Annotated in this window: 11 protein-coding genes; 6 read left to right on the top strand and 5 right to left on the bottom strand. The window is 49.5% G+C overall.

Going from position 1 to position 17,126, the window contains the following annotated elements:
- Window positions 1-7 precede the first annotated feature (7 nt).
- Window positions 8-682, bottom strand: coding sequence for a stalk domain-containing protein (locus AC50YG_RS08250; protein WP_494826026.1), 675 nt, complete (start codon window positions 680-682; stop codon window positions 8-10).
- 240 nt (window positions 683-922) lie between these two features.
- On the opposite strand from AC50YG_RS08250, the gene AC50YG_RS08245 reads away from it, so the two are divergent.
- Together AC50YG_RS08245 and AC50YG_RS08240 are read left to right on the top strand one after the other, a co-directional pair.
- On the top strand, window positions 923-1,240 hold the full coding sequence (locus tag AC50YG_RS08245) for a Dabb family protein (RefSeq protein ID WP_473756730.1): 318 nt from the start codon (window positions 923-925) through the stop codon (window positions 1,238-1,240).
- Between the two features lie 15 nt (window positions 1,241-1,255).
- A complete protein-coding gene (locus AC50YG_RS08240) occupies window positions 1,256-2,080 on the top strand; it encodes a TerC family protein (RefSeq protein WP_341280955.1) in 825 nt (274 codons plus the stop codon).
- A gap of 92 nt (window positions 2,081-2,172) precedes the next feature.
- Here the strand turns inward: AC50YG_RS08240 and AC50YG_RS08235 are convergent, their stop codons facing one another.
- The 3 genes from AC50YG_RS08235 to AC50YG_RS08225 all read right to left on the bottom strand — a co-directional run bounded on the left by AC50YG_RS08235 (window position 2,173) and on the right by AC50YG_RS08225 (window position 3,647).
- Entirely contained in the window at window positions 2,173-2,394 is a 222-nt protein-coding gene (locus AC50YG_RS08235) for a DUF2642 domain-containing protein (protein WP_341280956.1), read from the bottom strand.
- 128 nt (window positions 2,395-2,522) lie between these two features.
- Entirely contained in the window at window positions 2,523-2,732 is a 210-nt protein-coding gene (locus AC50YG_RS08230) for a hypothetical protein (RefSeq protein ID WP_341280957.1), read from the bottom strand.
- 63 nt (window positions 2,733-2,795) lie between these two features.
- On the bottom strand, window positions 2,796-3,647 hold the full coding sequence (locus AC50YG_RS08225) for a collagen-like triple helix repeat-containing protein (protein ID WP_494826023.1): 852 nt from the start codon (window positions 3,645-3,647) through the stop codon (window positions 2,796-2,798).
- 289 nt (window positions 3,648-3,936) lie between these two features.
- Here AC50YG_RS08225 and AC50YG_RS08220 point away from each other — a divergent pair, with 289 nt between their 5' ends.
- The 3 genes from AC50YG_RS08220 (at window position 3,937) to AC50YG_RS08210 (ending at window position 13,998) form a co-directional block, all read left to right on the top strand.
- Entirely contained in the window at window positions 3,937-4,602 is a 666-nt protein-coding gene (locus AC50YG_RS08220) for a bifunctional 2-keto-4-hydroxyglutarate aldolase/2-keto-3-deoxy-6-phosphogluconate aldolase (protein WP_341280959.1), read from the top strand.
- Between the two features lie 192 nt (window positions 4,603-4,794).
- Window positions 4,795-6,180, top strand: a complete 1,386-nt coding sequence (fumC, locus tag AC50YG_RS08215) for a class II fumarate hydratase (RefSeq protein ID WP_494826022.1) — start codon at window positions 4,795-4,797, stop codon at window positions 6,178-6,180.
- Between the two features lie 564 nt (window positions 6,181-6,744).
- The gene (locus tag AC50YG_RS08210) at window positions 6,745-13,998 is read left to right on the top strand and encodes a 5'-nucleotidase C-terminal domain-containing protein (protein WP_494826021.1); all 7,254 of its coding nucleotides are present in this window, start codon (window positions 6,745-6,747) and stop codon (window positions 13,996-13,998) included.
- A gap of 88 nt (window positions 13,999-14,086) precedes the next feature.
- Here the strand turns inward: AC50YG_RS08210 and AC50YG_RS08205 are convergent, their stop codons facing one another.
- Complete coding sequence (locus AC50YG_RS08205; protein WP_494826020.1) at window positions 14,087-14,845, bottom strand: MBL fold metallo-hydrolase; 759 nt, start codon at window positions 14,843-14,845, stop codon at window positions 14,087-14,089.
- 265 nt (window positions 14,846-15,110) lie between these two features.
- Between AC50YG_RS08205 and AC50YG_RS08200 the strand changes: the two genes are divergently transcribed.
- The gene (locus AC50YG_RS08200) at window positions 15,111-17,102 is read left to right on the top strand and encodes an ABC-F family ATP-binding cassette domain-containing protein (RefSeq protein ID WP_494826019.1); all 1,992 of its coding nucleotides are present in this window, start codon (window positions 15,111-15,113) and stop codon (window positions 17,100-17,102) included.
- Window positions 17,103-17,126 lie beyond the last annotated feature (24 nt).

Below are 17,126 nucleotides of genomic sequence, written 5' to 3'. Positions count from 1 at the left end.
TCAGCTTTTATTTGTAATAGGACGTTGTAAGCGGAACGAATACAGCTCCGTCCTCTTTGGCATCGGCATAAACGTACAGCTGGTTGGCTCCGCCGATGTCTACTTCAACCGTGACGAGCCCATCGGCAACGTTAATTTCCGCCGTTTTCAAAATCGTATCGGTATCCGTGTCTTTCACCGTCAGCTTGCCGAGGTCCTGACCAACGGCTGCGATTTGAAGGTACAGCTTTTGGTACTTTTTCTTAGGCTCCAAAATGAATGAGCTTGAACGAGAGCTTTCTGCATTATCGAATAGGGCTTCCTTATAATCTTTGCCGTTATAGGTTGTTTGCGCAGCATCCTTCGTGCGGTACGTATTGGTGGTCAGGGAGCTTGAAATAGAAACGCCCTCTACTTTTTCGCCAAGCTGAATCAATTGCGATTTGCTGTCATAGTCAACCGCAACGCCAAGCGCGTCGGAAATCGATCTTACCGGAAGGTAGGTTGTGCCTTTATAGCTAATTGGAACAACAGTATTATTGCTGCCGTCCCGGAGCTGCACCGGCTTGCCATCTACCTTGAAAGAAATGTCTTTATTCAAATAAGCTTTAATTTCTTGAAGTTTTGTAGCTCCGTAAGCACCAGTTGCCATGCTTGCAACAATCGTTGTGCCAAGAATTACAGCTATCGTAAGCTTTTTCAAAATAGGCCACTCTCCTGTTCTGGTTTGGAAAATGATAGTTCGCATAACTGAAGCTTGGAAATGCTTACCCTATTATAGGTGCGCTGCAACAGAGGGACAAGCTTAATGGGACTATTTTCCTTTAAAAATAAGTCTCTAGAAATGGATTTGTTTTTGAAACGCGTTGCGTACATGCCACGTACAAGGAAGGAGAAATGTGGTTAATAGGAATAGAAACGGAACATGATAAGGAGGAGACAAATGTCAGGTGTTTGGATTCAGCATTCGGTTATTTTTAGTTTGAAGCATGCAGAGGGCTCGGATGAAGAGCAGCGTTTTCTGGAGGATGGACGTACGATTTTGAGTGCTATCCCGGTCGTTCGCGATTTTCAGGTGTATTTGCAGGTTAGCCCTAAAAACGATTATCGTTTTGGCTTCTCCATGGTATTCGAGAGCAACGAAGATTACGAAGCCTATAATGCGCATCCGCTGCATGTGAAGTTTGTCGAGGAGCGCTGGGTTACGGAAGTAGAGAAATTCCTGGAAATTGATTATCAGAAACACGTTACGGTCGTTTAGAAGGAGGAGACAACGTTGGAATTGCTGTTGGAATATGGCTGGGTATTAGTGGTCTTGGTTGTTCTGGAGGGTTTGCTGGCAGCAGATAATGCGCTTGTGCTAGCTGTAATGGTTAAACATCTTGATGAGAAAAGCCGGAAGAAGGCGCTGTTTTACGGGTTGTTCGGCGCATTTATTTTCCGTCTAGCCTCCTTGTTCGTTATCTCGCTGCTTGTGAATGTATGGCAAATTCAGGCACTCGGAGCGCTGTATCTCTTATTTATTTCAATAAGCAATATAATTAAGTTTTTACGAAGGTCTAAAGAGAGCGAAGAGGAAGAGGAGACTGAGGAGCAGAAGGAGAAGAAAAACTCCAAGGCTGGCTTCTGGTGGACTGTTCTGAAGGTCGAAATCGCCGACATCGCCTTTGCGATCGATTCCATTTTAGCAGCGGTAGCTTTGGCTGTCGCCCTGCCTCCAAGTGGTCTGAAGCCAATCGGCGGCATGGACGGCGGACAGTTTATCGTTATTTTCCTCGGCGGCTTTATCGGGCTTGTCATTATGCGTTTCGCGGCAAACTATTTCGTGAAGCTGTTGCATTCCCGTCCAGCGCTTGAGCTGACAGCATTCGTTATCGTGGGCTGGGTCGGCGTCAAGCTGGCTGTTCACACGATGGCGCATCCATCGATTCACTGGCTGTCGCATGATTTTGTAGAAGGCTCTTTATGGAAAGCGACCTTCTACATCGTACTCGTCCTGATCGCTGTAGTTGGTTGGTTCTTGTCGGGCCGCAGTAAAGTGGAAGGCGAGCATGGAGATGGTGCGGGCAAAGCCCCAAACCTGGATAAACATACGGGTTAAGCAAATAGAATGACCAAATAAAAGAACAAAGGGAGCCATCTACACAGCTAGTGCTGCGTGGGTGGCTCCTTTTTACTGACATAGATAGGGCATTAGGAGAAGGAAAAGCTAACGATTTCCTCCACCATCACGTATAAGGTGGTTGACGGAGCAGTCGTAATAACGAGATAGGAGGCAGTGTAATCGGTAAACTGTCCACTTACGCTGCTGCCAGCCGTCGTATTAACCGTTATGGGATTGCCTTTGTTCTCGCTGAGTACGGTGGAGAGAGGGCTTCCGGGAATAATATGCTTGGCCGTGGATTCGATAGCCATCAAGGGCCCCTCCTTTTTAAGGATATAAAAGAATATAGAAATTAAAAATGTGCGGCTTATAACTAGGCCTTTATTCCTCCGTGAAACGCGCCGTGCCTCAAAAAGGATAGCAAAGTCGTCTGTGCTCGTTAAACTGGATTTTCATGCACGTAAATAATGTTGACGAAGAAAATGCGCAGTTCATACAAAAAATTATCCTGCTCAAACGAAACGAGAATATAATCATTTCCAACCCGATTCAGCGTTCCGACGACTGCAAGCTGAAAATAGCCATTGGTCATCACGGACACCTCTTTGCCAATCAAGGGAATTAAATCACCCGAAAGCGTAGTAGCCATGAGCTCCTTTCCTCCTTTTCGGCTTTGCCGGGACGGGCCAAAACCGCTTCTGAAGCCATGGCCTCAGCTCAGGGCTTCTATATTCGTAATGTGGGCCAGCGGGATGATCATAACCGACTGGGCAGAAGTGGTGAAGCTTGCAAGCGTCTGCTCCAGACTAAGCACGGTTCCAGCAAAGCCTGTCGGCTGTCCGGCAGTCATGACGGTAATGAGTGTCCCGGCATCGAGGAAGCCGGTAAGTACAGCAAGCAGCTCGGTGAAATCGACATTTCCCGAGGTGCCGGGAGGGCCCTGGGGGCCGGCTGGCCCTGGCGCGCCGGCGGCTCCCGGCGCTCCTGCCGGGCCGGGGATGCCGGCTGGCCCGGCTTCGCCCTGCACGCCCGGCGGCCCTGGCTCGCCGGGCAGGCCCTGCGCGCCGGGAGCGCCAGCTGGCCCGGCGGCTCCGGCAGGGCCGGCAGGCCCCGCGATGCCGGCGGAGCCTGCAAGGCCGATTGTGCCCGGCGCGCCTTGCTCGCCGGGCACTCCAGGCTCGCCGCGTGCGCCCGGCGAGCCAGCTGCGCCTTGCGGTCCGGCTGGCCCGGACGCGCCGGCGATGCCTTGGGCCCCGGGTTCCCCCGGAGGCCCGGCAGGCCCGCGAAAGCCGCGCGAGCCGATGCAGCCGTAGGAAATACGCGGCTTAGGGGCTCCTTGAGACTGCGCTGGCGTAAAGCGATAAACCTTGCAATGCTTATGAAAACGTCGGCGGGCAGAGCAGCCGAAAGAAGGTCGAGCCAGCTTATGAAGCTTTTTACGCTTGCGTTTGCATATGGATGACTTGAGACGCAGTCTTTTTCTGATTTTACGACGCTTGCGGCGTTTAAGTGTAGGCGACGTCAGCTTGCTCCTGCGCGGAGGAGGCTTAAGAAAGGCAATCATGGCGTATCCTCCCATTTTTTATTTAAAATATAGGAAAGCATAATGTTATCCTTTTTCTATATTTCTCGGGCTGAAACGCGCCACGCCGCTAAAGGATTGCGACAGTCGTTTCACCTTACTATATATGTATCCGGTAACCAAGCAGATGGGACTAGGTAGCTCCCTATTTTTGCGCACAATTTGACAATTGCCTGTCATGGATTGCCGAGCGGGCGAGAAAGGCATATAATTAAAACGGCAAACATCGTACTTTTTCGTACAAATATGAACATTAGGGGAGGCTGTACCTGTGAAGAAAATCAAGGTGCTTCAACAAATTGTAGATGCTGGCGTTGTCGCTGTACTTCGCGCTGATTCGGCGGAGGAAGTTGTAGAAATGTCCCGCCATGCGATAAAAGGAGGTATTAAAGCGATTGAAATTACGCTGACCGTGCCGTTTGCGCTTCGGGCAATCGAGCAGCTCAGCAAGGAATATTCGGTGGATGCGGACCCGCAATCGGATCAATTTGCTATTATCGGAGTGGGAACGGTGCTTGATCCGGAATCGGCGCGCGCGGCGATTTTGAGCGGCGCGGAATTTGTCGTTTCCCCGGCACTTAACCCTGATACTATAAAGCTATGCCATCGTTATGCAATTCCGGTTATGCCAGGAACGATGACCGTCAATGAAATTCAGCATGCGCTGGAGCTAGGTGTTGATGTCGTGAAGCTGTTCCCTGGCAATCTGTACTCGCCAAGCGTTATTCCTTCGATTAAAGGACCTTTGCCGCAGGCAAATGTGATGCCGACCGGCGGCGTATCGTTGGATAACCTCGGCGAATGGGTAAAGGCGGGCGCGGTTGCTGTTGGCATTGGCTCCGATTTGACGAAGGAAGCTGTGAAAACAGGTGATTACTCCTTAATTGAAGCGAAGGCACGCGCTTATATCGAAGCTTACCGCAGCGCGAAGCGCTAAATTTCACCTCTCGCCACTGCTTTTTATGAAAGCGCATTAGCGAAAACCGGCGGAAAGCAGCCTCTGCAAGGCGAATGGGCAGCCATATGCAAGCAATTGAGGTGCTTTTGACGCATATGGATGGCGAAAGCTGTTTGCGTTTGATAAAGTAGGAGTAGGTTGTTCAAGATTTTGAAGGAGGCTACTTAAAAGATGGAATATCGGATTGAGAAGGACACAATGGGTGAAATTCAGGTTCCTGCGGACAAGCTGTGGGGCGCTCAAACGCAGCGCAGCTTGCAAAACTTCAAAATCAGCGGAGAGCGGATGCCGATTGAGGTCGTTCATGCCATGGCTATTATCAAAAAAGCTGCAGCAATCGCCAATGAAAAGCTCGGTGTGCTGGATGCGGAGAAATCTGCTGCTATCGGTGAAGCGGTAGATGAAATTTTGACAGGCCGCTGGGATGAGCATTTCCCGCTTGTCGTTTGGCAGACGGGCAGCGGTACACAAACGAATATGAACGTCAATGAGGTTGTAGCGTTTCGCGCCAACCAACTGCTTGAGGAGCGCGGCAGCGCCGTTCGCATTCATCCGAATGATGATGTCAACCGCTCCCAAAGCTCGAACGATACATTCCCGGCAGCGCTGCATATTGCTGGCGTAGTAGCGGTGGAGCAGCGCCTGATTCCGGCTATTGATGTGCTGGCAAGAACGCTCCAGGACAAGGCGGAGCGTTTCAACGATATTGTGAAAATCGGCCGTACGCATTTACAGGACGCAACTCCGATTACACTTGGCCAAGAGATTAGCGGCTGGTACGCAATGCTGACTAAAACGCGCAAAATGATCGTGCAAAGCGTTGACGAAATGCGCGAGCTGGCGCTTGGCGGCACAGCGGTAGGTACGGGCCTTAACGCGCATCCGGATTTCGCGGTGCAGGTAGCGGTGGAAGTAACGACACTTACAGGCAAAACGTTTATTACAGCGGAAAATAAATTCCACTCGCTGACAAGCCACGACCAAATCGTCTACACACACGGTGCGGTTAAAGCGCTGGCGGCTGATTTGATGAAGATCGCCAATGATGTTAGATGGCTGGCTAGCGGCCCGCGCTGCGGTATTGGTGAAATCTCGATTCCTGAAAATGAACCGGGCAGCTCCATTATGCCAGGTAAAGTAAATCCGACGCAAAGCGAAGCCATTACGATGGCGGTTTGCCAAGTAATCGGCAACGATGCGACGATTGCATTTGCGGCGAGCCAAGGCAATTTTGAGCTGAACGTGTTCAAACCGGTTATTATCTACAACTTCCTGCAATCCGTTGCTTTGATGGCGGACGGCATGATTTCCTTCAATGACAACTGTGCGGTTGGCATTGAGCCGAACGAAGCTGTAATCAAGCGTAATCTCGATCAATCGCTCATGCTCGTAACTGCGCTTAATCCGCATATTGGCTATGAGAATGCAGCGGCCATTGCGAAAAACGCGCATAAAAAAGGGCTGACGCTGAAAGAATCGGCGATTGCCAGCGGCCTCCTGACGTCCGAGCAGTTCGACGAGTTTGTGAAGCCGGAAGCGATGATCGGCAAACGCTAAGCGGAGTATTAGCGGTACTAGCTCTAGCTCCACTAACTTAGTTTGTTCTACAAGGAAATTCGAATAAGTATAGAAAAGAGCCTTTGGTGTCCTAAGAAATTCGGGATATCAGAGGTTCTTTTCTATTTTTATTATTGAACATATGTTTAATTTTGTGCCGAGCATATGATCAAATGAGTGGATCATTAGTGGAATGTTAAGATATTATATTCATTTTCACGGCTGAATGTTAAGACAATGTAAATTTAGATGACAATTAAAGATAGCTTAACAATATTTTTTTGTCAAAATGTTTACAATAGGTCTACTCTACTTTATATTAAATATTAAATAGAGATAAAAAGGTTTCTTTTTTTCATTGATTTATGTTTATATGAAATTTTGATAAGGAGTTGATCGATGAAAAATGCACAAAAAGTAAATTTGTTGTGGATTTTTCGCATGTTTACCCGGTTTATTGCACGAAATGACAACAAGATTCGACAAAATGATATTAATGTCATATATATGTGAGAGAAAAGAACTATGTATGGGATTATCCTAGGAAAAAAGGGGAGATTGTCTATGAGACGAAAGTTTCAGGCGTTCAAGCGGCCAGTCAGCCTATTTTTGGCTGCTATTTTGCTTGTAGGAACGATATTAGGTGGTTTTGGTGCACCTGTGCAAGCGGCCGTGAGCAATGACAACATTGTCATTTCACAAGTGTATGGGGGCGGCGGCAATGGTGGCGCGCCAATCAAACAGGACTTTATTGAATTATATAATCCAACGGATTCACCAATTTCCCTTGCGGGCTGGAGTGTGCAGTATGCTTCGGCTACAGGGGCCTTTACACCGAATACAAATGTACACAATTTTAGCGGTACGATTGCCGCTAAAGGCTATTTCCTTATTCAAGAGGCGGCGGGAACGAGCGCGACGGCTGCTAATCTGGAATCGCCAGATGCCATTGGTTCGCTGAATATGGGCGGTACCGCTGGTAAAGTTAGACTGCTTGATGCAAGCAGCGCAGTAGTGGATCTAGTTGCCTATGGTTCGACGGCGACTGGTGGAGAGGGTACGCCAACTGGAGACCTGGGTGCTACGTTAGCGGCTATCCGCAAGGCGCTGAATCCGGGTGATCGGGCGCTGGATACGGATAACAATAACGCTGACTTTACGGTAGCTGCACCAAGCCCTAGAAACTCTTCTTACGGCGCGGTTGCAAGCGTTTCGGCTAGTCCGGCGGGAGGCGAGGTTCCAGCAGGAACGTATGTAACCTTGTCTACAGCGACGGTTGGTTACAGCGTTTATTACAGCGTCTACAGCCCGGATGCACCGGTTGCTCCGGAAAATTTTGCGGCTTATGCTTCGCCTATCGAAGTTACAGCCCCAATGACGCTTCATGCGTATGTGAAAAATACAGAAGGCACAATGGCTGGCCTGACTGAATTCTCTTATACAATAGCAAACCTTACGCCCGTTGCGATTTCGGATGTACGCAGCGCAGCGGTAGGCTCGAAGGTTGTAACGCAAGGGACAGTTTCCCATCGCACAGAATCTGGCGGCAAAGTGAATTTGTTTGTTCAGGATGCCAATTCTGCAGTCGTTGTTAGAGGAACGGATTCAGGTGCACAGCCAGGGGATGACGTTGAAGTTTATGGTCAAACTTCGCTGTACAATGGCTTACTGCAGCTGGACACTGATCTGGTAACAGGCGGTTATGTCACGATTAATGGCCAAAGCGGGGTTCCTGGGCCGACCGTCATTACTTCGACGTCTTTCGGTACGAGTGACGCAGTGCGGAATCAATCCGAAGGCCGTTTGGTGCAAATCAATAATGTAACCATTAAGCGCGCGGCAAGCGGTGTATTCTTTGCAACGGATGCGGCCAGCAGCCAAGAGATCGCGATTTATTCCTCCGATACGGCATTCGCGCTGAACAAAACGTTTGAGCAAGTGACAGGTGTAATGACTTATTACACAGGTGTGGGCCTTGAGCTTGTTCCAAGAGGCTCATCCGACATTGTGGAGCGCAAGCTTTCCGTTACGTCAAGCCTACCTTCTGGCGGCATTGCGGCTGGTGGAACGGTAGAGCTTAGTACGCTAATGAATGGCGGAGTTATTCATTTTACGACGGATGGATCAACGCCGACATCTGCAAGCCCGGTATACAGCGCTCCAATAACAATTAATGCTGATACAACGATCAAAGCAATCGTAGTAGCGGGTGCTGAGACGAGCTCTGTATACACCTTCGAGTATACGGTGCTGCAAAATACAGACGGCATCAAAATTCATACGATTCAAGGCAAAACCCATCGTTCCATTTATGAAAATGTAGCGGTGACCAATGTGTCCGGTATCGTCACATCGATAAGCACTAACAGCTTCTACATGCAGGAGCCAGACAGCAGCATCGATAACGATCCTGCTACCTCAGAGGCGATTCAAGTGTATAAAGCGGCGCACGGCGCTCAAGTGGGAGATGTGGTAACGGTTGATGGTACGGTTGTAGAGTTTGGGACTAGCCCTGCTCTGACAGTCACGCAAATTACAGCGACAACCATTACGAAGGGCTTGCCTTCGCAGCCATTACCTTCGCCGATTGTACTCGGTACAAATGGACGTATCGTCCCGAACGTCATTGATACCGATAGCTTCGGAGCATTTAATCCCGATGGCGATGCGATTGATTTCTTCGAAAGCCTGGAAGGCATGCGCATCCAGTTGAATGATGCCCGCATTACTGGCCCTTATGCTAACTCGGTTACGCCAGTGACTTTCGATAATGGCGCTAACAATCCGATTAAAACCGATGCAGGCGGCATTGTGCTTACAGGTGATGGCACGCAGCCATTCGACAGCAGCCTGAATCCACAAAAATTGTATATCGCGGCAAAGCCGGCCGGTCAGGATATTAAAACAGGCGACCAATTTAATGCTCCGATTACTGGTGTTTTGAATTATACGAGCAATTTGTTCAAGCTCATTCCTGATGGCACGTTGCCAGCTATTACGTATTCATCGCGTGCACAAGGTGTTGCGACTACGGTTGCAGCAGCTGATAAGCTGACGATTGCTACGTTCAACGTAGAAAATTTCAGCAGCAGCCAGACGGCTAAAGCTGCAAAAATCGGCGGCATTATCGTGAACAACCTCAAGACTCCTGACATTATTGGTCTTATGGAGGTTCAAGATAATAATGGCGAAACAAACAACGGTGTAACGGATGCGAGCCAAAGCTTCCAAGCATTAATCGACGCTGTTGTTACTAAAGGCGGGCCAACCTATGCCTACACGGACATTGCTCCAGTAGACGGGCTGGATGGCGGAGCTCCGGGCGGAAATATCCGTGTAGGGTACTTGTATAACACAGCGCGGGTAACACTTGCGACTGGAACGAAAGGCGACTCAACAACTGCTGTACAGGTGAAAGGTGATGGCAGCCTGTCTGTGAATCCGGGCCGAATCAGCCCGACGGACGTTGCCTTTAATGCTTCGCGTAAGCCGCTTGCCGCAGAATTTAACTTCCAAGGCAAACGTGTTGTAGTTATCGCGAACCACTTTAATTCCAAAGGTGGAGACGGTCTTCCTTGGGGAACGATCCAGCCGGTTATCCGCAGCAGTGAAACACAGCGTGCTCTGCAAGCTGGAATTGTAAATTCCTTCGTATCGCAGCTTGTAGCTAGTGATCCGAATGTTAATGTAACGGTGTTAGGCGATCTGAATGACTTCCAGTTTTCGAAGACGCTTGATATTTTGAAGAAGGATGTTTTGACTAATCTTGTAGACGAAATGCCAGAAAAGGATCGTTACTCTTATATTTATGATGGCAACTCCCAGACGCTTGACCATATTTTGGTCAATGATGCTCTGACAGACTATTCGGCAATTGAAGTGGTACACGTCAATGCTGACTTTACGGATTCAATGGGACGCGTCAGCGACCATGATCCATTGCTTGCCCAGCTTGATCTTGGCAGCAAGCCCGTTGTCGGCAATGACAATTTCTCACTGCGTGTATTGCACACGAATGATACACATGCGCATCTGGATAACATGGCGCGCCGTGTAACGGCCATTAATAGCCTGCGCGACAACAACACGCTGCTGCTTGATGCAGGCGATGTGTTCTCGGGTACGCTCTATTTCAATCAATTCCATGGTCTTGCTGATCTGTGGTTCATGAACGATCTGAAATATGATGCGATGACATTCGGCAATCACGAGTTTGATAAGGATGCAGCGACGCTGGCAGCGTTCATTAGTGGGGCGAAATTCCCATTCGTTGCTGCGAATGTGAATTTTAGCGGTGAAGCAGAGCTTGGCAGTAAATTCGTTAATAGCATTCCACAAGTGGATGGCGCAGCGAATGATGCTAAAATCTACCCGGCTATCATCAAAGAGGTTGATGGCGAGCGGGTTGGTATTTTCGGCTTGACGACACCGGATACAGCATTGCTTGCATCCCCAGGCAACGTTGTATTTAACGAAGTGAAAGCAAGCGCAGAAGCGACAGTTGCACAGCTGGAGTCGCTCGGGATTAATAAAATTATCGCATTGTCCCACATCGGTTATACCGAGGATCAGAAGCTTGCGGCTGAGGTAGACGGCATTGACATTATTGTCGGGGGCCACTCACATACGCAATTAAATGAACCTTTTGTATACCGTAAAAATCTAAGTGCAGATCCAACGCTTATCGTTCAAACAGGCGAGTACGGTGTGAATTTGGGTCAACTGGATGTTAAATTCAATGCGGCAGGCAAGCTGACCTCATGGGATGGCAAGCTGGTGAATGTAGATCAGCAGGTTAACTCGCAATATGTTTTTGCGGCTGATCCAACTGCTGCAGCGAAAGTGGCAGAGTACAATGCTCCTTTGGCTGAGCTGAAGAAAACGGTAGTAGGCAAAACTGACGTAGCGTTAGACGGACTTCGCAAAAACGTGCGCAGACAGGAAACGAATCTTGGTAACCTGATTGCAGATGGCATGCTGGACAAGGTGAAAAATAGCCCATTGATCGATAAAGCAGGCATTGCCGGTTATGTGACGATTCAAAATGCAGGCGGAATTCGCGATTCGATTCCTGCGGGCGACATTACGCTGGGTCATTTGCTGACGGTTATGCCTTTCGGCAACAATCTGACAGCGCTGAAAATGACGGGACGTGAAATCATTGCGGCACTTGAAAATGGTGTCAGCGGCTCCACGCCAACGAGCGAGGAAGGCAGATTCCCGCAAGTGGCAGGCATGAAATTCTACTATGACATGACGAAGCAACCGGAGATTTACAACTCCGTACTAGGCCAAATTACTTCGCCGGGTGAGCGTATTCTCAAGGTTCAAGTGCTGAATGACAAAGGTAAATACGTTGACATCGATGAAGATGCTTATTATATCGTAGCAACCAACTCTTTCATGGCAAATGGCGGCGACTTCTACCTGTCCATGAAGGCGGCGAAGGATGCTGGACGCTTCTACGAGCTGAACTTTGTAGATTATGAAGTGTTCAACGAATACTTGAGCAAGGTAGGTACGGTAAACATTGGAGTAGAGGGCCGTATTACCGATGTGCAGAACGCATTCGATTTGCGTGTCCTTCATACGAACGATACCCATGCACACCTGGACAATGCGCCGCGTCGTATTAACGCAGCGACGAGTCTGAAGAGTGAGAAGGAAAATGCATTGCTGCTTGATGCTGGCGATGTATTCTCGGGTACGCTGTATTTCAATCAATTTAAAGGACTTGCCGATCTTTGGTTTATGAATGAAATGAAATATGATGCCATGACGTTCGGTAATCATGAGTTCGACAAGGATGCAGCGACGCTTGCGGCATTCATCAGAGGGGCAAACTTCCCATTTGTCAGCTCGAACGTTAATTTCAGCGGCGAAGCAGAGCTTGATGCTTTGTTCAATGATGATATTGTGTACTCCTCGTCTTCTGATGATAATAAGGCGGAAATTCACAAGGCAATTATTAAGCAATTTGGCGGTGAAGAGGTAGGTATCGTTGGATTAACAACACCAGATACTGCGCTGCTCGCTTCTCCGGGACAGGTAAGATTTGAGGATTATGTAGATAGCGCACGGGCAACAGTTGCGGCGCTTGAGCAGAAAGGCGTCAACAAAATCATCGTGCTGTCCCACTTGGGCTACGGCGAAGATCTTAAGCTGGCAGCAGCAGTTGATGGCATTGACATTATTGTCGGCGGTCACTCGCATACGCAGCTGAATGAGCCGACTGTTTATCAGAAGACGGCTGACGCAGCTTCTACCCTGATTGTACAAACGGGAGAATATGGCGTATATCTAGGCAAGCTGGATGCGATTTTTGACGCTCAAGGCGAGCTTGTAGTGTGGAATGGCGAGCTGGTTAACGTAGACGAGAAGATTGGCTCGAATTATAAGTTCAACGCTTATCCTGGACATACTGCGAAATTGGAAGAATTCAAAGCGCCAATCGCAGAGCTTCAGAAGACGGTTGTTGGCAAAACGGATGTTGCACTCGATGGTCTTCGTAAAAACGTGCGCAGACAGGAAACGAATCTTGGAAACCTGATCGCGGATGGCATGCTGGACAAGGTGAAAAATAGCCCATTAATCGACAAAGCGGGCATCGCCGGCTATGTGACGATTCAAAATGCAGGCGGAATCCGTGATTCCATCCCTGCTGGCGACATTACACTAGGCCATTTGCTGACGGTTATGCCATTTGGCAACAATCTGACGGCACTGAAAATGACAGGTGCAGAAATCACTGCTGCTCTTGAAAATGGCGTCAGCGGATCTACGCCGACGACGGAAGAAGGCAGATTCCCGCAAGTGGCGGGCATGCGTTATACTTTCGATTCCACGAAGAAGCCTGAAATCTACAACTCGGTTACGGGTGTTGTAACACAGCAGGGCGAGCGAATCGTAAAAGTAGAAGTGCTGAATGAGCAAGGCGAATATGTAGCGCTTGATCCAAATGCGTATTACATTGTAGCGACGAATTCCTTCATGGCAAATGGCGGCGACTTCTATCTGTCGATGAAAGCAGCGAAAGACGCTGGCCGCTTCTATGAACTGAATTTTGTAGACTATGAAGTGTTCAATGAATATTTGGCGAAAATCGGTACAGTAGATATCGGCATTCAAGGCAGAATTACCGATTTGCTAGGTTCCGGAAATCCGGGCACAGGAACTCCTGGGACGAGCAATCCAGGAACGAGTACTCCTAGCCCGAGCCCGACACCAACACCTTCAGTATCTCCGAGTCCAGATCCAAGCCCGACGCCAACTCCAGCTCAGCTGAAGGATGTAACGGGACACTGGGCAGAGCAGTCGATTAAGCAAGCGGTAGAGCAAGGGATTGTAAAAGGCTTCACAGACGGTACATTCCGCCCTGAAGCGAATGCGACTCGTGCAGAGTTTGTAACGATGGTTAGCCGTGCATTTAAGCTTGGAGATGCAACGTCAGTACCGAATTTCCGCGATGTGGATGAGATTCCGGTATGGGCACGCTCCTTCGTAGCGCAGCTGTCGGAAGCGGGACTCATTAGCGGTTATGCGGATAATACGTTCCGTCCAAGCAATCCATTGACCCGTATTGAAATGACGGCGATTATGGTACGTGCACTAGATATTCCAGTTGATCCGGCCGCAACGGTAGATTTTGCCGATGCGAGTGAAATTCCAGCTTGGGCAGTTCCTTATGTAGCTGCGGCAGCCAAAGCGGGCATTGTACAAGGGGCGAACAATAAGTTCAATCCAAATGCTAAGGCCACGAGGGCTGAGGTTGTCACCTTGCTGCTGAATGCAACGAAATACGCAGAAGCAAGCAAATAAGCAAAAGGCATTTAATGAAATAAGCGAGGCCGTCCCAAGGCAGTATTTACACTGCTTTGGGATGGCCTTTGTTTTGTTTTTGTTTTGTTTAAACAGCAGCTCCCGCAGCAATGAGTGCAATTTGTTCATTTAACCGGCCGCTGCATAAGCCGCCATGATAGCAAATTACATGCTGGATGGGGTAATCTGCAAGTGCTTTGAGAGAATGCAGCGCCATTTCATAATCGAGCGTGGCAGCAGGAATAGGAGGTGCTAGCTTGCTATTTTCTGCGATAAGCGCATCTCCGGCTATTAATGTTTGGCTCGCGTGATGGTACAAGCTGACATGTCCGGGTGTATGTCCCGGCGTATTAATAACGCTGATCCCGCCGCATATATCAAGCTTGTCGCCGCCCAGCAGCTGCGCTGTTACATTTGCGTGGGGCGGATGCTCCAGCATTTTTCGAAAAGCGGCGCGGAACGCAGCGGGTGTTTCCGGTGGAAACATTAGGTCTAGGCTCGCGAGCGCCTCATCGGTTATTTTAATCAGGCGTTTGCGTCCTTCAATGTAGGGCTTCTCGATGTCGCTGCTCCACACGCGTGGTGCTTGATTAGCTTGTTCGATAACGGCGGGCAGACTACCAATATGATCGATATCTTGATGGGTAAGTACGATGTCGGTTATGTGTTCGAGAAGAACGCCTTCTTGTGCCGCGGCCTCCTGAAGCAAAGGAAGCTGCCCGGGATGGGCAGTGTCTATAAGGATTTGGTGATTATGATCCCAAATAAGGGTAGGGTGAATCGTTGTGGATTTTCCCATAATGACGGCTGTAATCTCAAGCATGACAATGCCTTTTGCAAGCAGCATACGATCCCTCCGATGAACATCAGCTCAAATTGTGCTTGGCCAAGCATGTCTATCATAAGGGATAAATAAATTAGTGTAAACAATAAAATATTTTATTATAACACAAATAATTATTTTTGTCAATATACAAATGAGGTGGCTGCTAAGCGGGGTGGAGGGGCGTGGATTATGATATGATAGTTGGAAAGGGCGGCTTTTCCAAGCGATCTATTGCAGGAAAAGCTAGCTTGGCACAACTATCTCTGATGTAAAGTAGGTTATTGCGATGCATTTATTATCAGTCGAACATATTACGAAAAGCTACGGGGAAAAAATGCTGTTCGAGGACGTTACCTTCGGTCTCGAGGATGGCGACAAAATTGGTATTATCGGCGTCAATGGGACGGGCAAATCGACGTTCCTTAAAGTGATTGCCGGGCTTGAGCCAGCGGATGCAGGCAACATTTCCATTGGGAACCGTGTGAGTATTCGCATGCTGTCGCAGGACCCGGTGTTTACGCCGGGAGAAACGGCGCTTGAGCATGTGCTGGGTGGCGATTCGCCGCAGCAGCGTGCTGTGCGCGAGCATGTGGAGGCGCTTGAGGCACTTGAGCTTCATCCAAATGATGAGGCGCTCCAGCAAAGGCTGATCAAAGCGAACCAGCGGATGGATGAATTCGATGCTTGGACGCTGGAGAGTGAAGCGAAAATTGCGCTCGCAAAGCTTGGCATTCTTCATTTTGACGAGAAGGTCGAGACGTTTTCCGGTGGGCAGCGCAAGCGGGTAGCGATGGCGGCGGCACTGCTCCAGCCTTCGGATATTTTGATTTTGGATGAGCCGACGAACCATATTGACAATGATTCGGTCGCTTGGCTGGAAGGCATGCTGCAAAAGCGCAAAGGCGCGCTGCTTATGATTACCCATGACCGGTATTTCCTCGATCGGGTCAGCAATAGGGTTATTGAGCTGGACGGCGGACGTGCTTATTTCTATGAAGCGAACTATAGCCGTTTTCTAGAGCTTAAGCTGGAACGGGAAGAGCGTGAGGCTTCTACAGAGAACAAACGCAAAAACCTGCTGCGCAGCGAGCTGGCCTGGATCAGGCGCGGAGCCAAGGCGAGAACGACGAAGCAGAAGGCAAGAATTGATCGCTTCGAGGATTTGAAGGCGCAGGCACCTAAGCAAAGCGCGGGAAAAATGGATGTTTCGGTTGCTTCCACTCGCCTTGGACGTAAAATCGTCGAGCTGGAAAAGGTGACGAAGCGCTTTGGCGAGCGGACGCTCATTCGTGATTTCAGCTATATCGCCGTACCGGAGGATCGGGTGGGCATTATCGGACGCAATGGCAGCGGCAAGTCTACGCTGCTGAAGCTGATTGAGGGTAGGCTGGTGCCAGATGAAGGAACAGTTGAGCTGGGCCTCACCGTTAATCTCGGCTGGTTCTCGCAGGAGCATGAAGAGATGGACGAGTCGCTGCGCGTCATTGAATTTATCCGTGAAGGTGCGGAGCAGGTGAAAACGGCGGATGGCTCGCTCATTTCAGCAGGACAAATGCTGGAGCGGTTTTTGTTCCCTCCTGCGATGCAATGGAGCCCAATCGGCAAGCTGTCAGGCGGCGAGAAGCGCCGTCTCCAATTGCTTCGCGTGCTGATGAAGGCGCCGAACGTGCTGCTGCTCGATGAGCCGACGAATGATTTGGACATCTCGACCTTGGCCGTATTGGAAGATTATTTGGATGATTTTCCGGGCGTCGTATTTGTTGTATCTCATGACCGCTACTTTCTTGACCGGACGGTCGATAAAATTTTGTCCTTTGAGGATGGCGCCATTACGCAGCATACAGGCAACTATAGCGAATATCAGGAGTTTGTAGAAAAGCATGGCTCGGCGGCTGGTTCATCGTCAATGCCGGGAGGAGCGTCGGCGGGCGGAAATGCGAAGAATGCTGGGGCAGGCACGGCGGCAGCTGCTGGAAGCGGGAGTGCAGCGGGCGAATCGAATGCAAAAGCCGGAACGGGCGGCAGTAAAGAACGCGCGCTCAAAATGTCCTACAAGGATCAAAAGGATTTTGAGCAAATTGACGGCTGGATTGAGCAGGCTGAAAATGATATTGCGCACATTGTGCAGCGCATGGAGGAATCCGGCAGTGATTCGGTGCTGATTCAGCAGCTATCGGAGGAGCAGCAGCAGCTAGAAGAAAAGCTGGAGCAGCTTATGGAGCGCTGGACAGAGCTGAATGAGCTCGCTGAGCAAATTGCCGCTCAGAAGAAGGGTTAATGATAATGGGGCCTAGAAAACAGG

The organism is Paenibacillus sp. J31R34, assembly GCF_059383715.1.
This window is presented reverse-complemented; position numbering and strand designations above follow the sequence as displayed.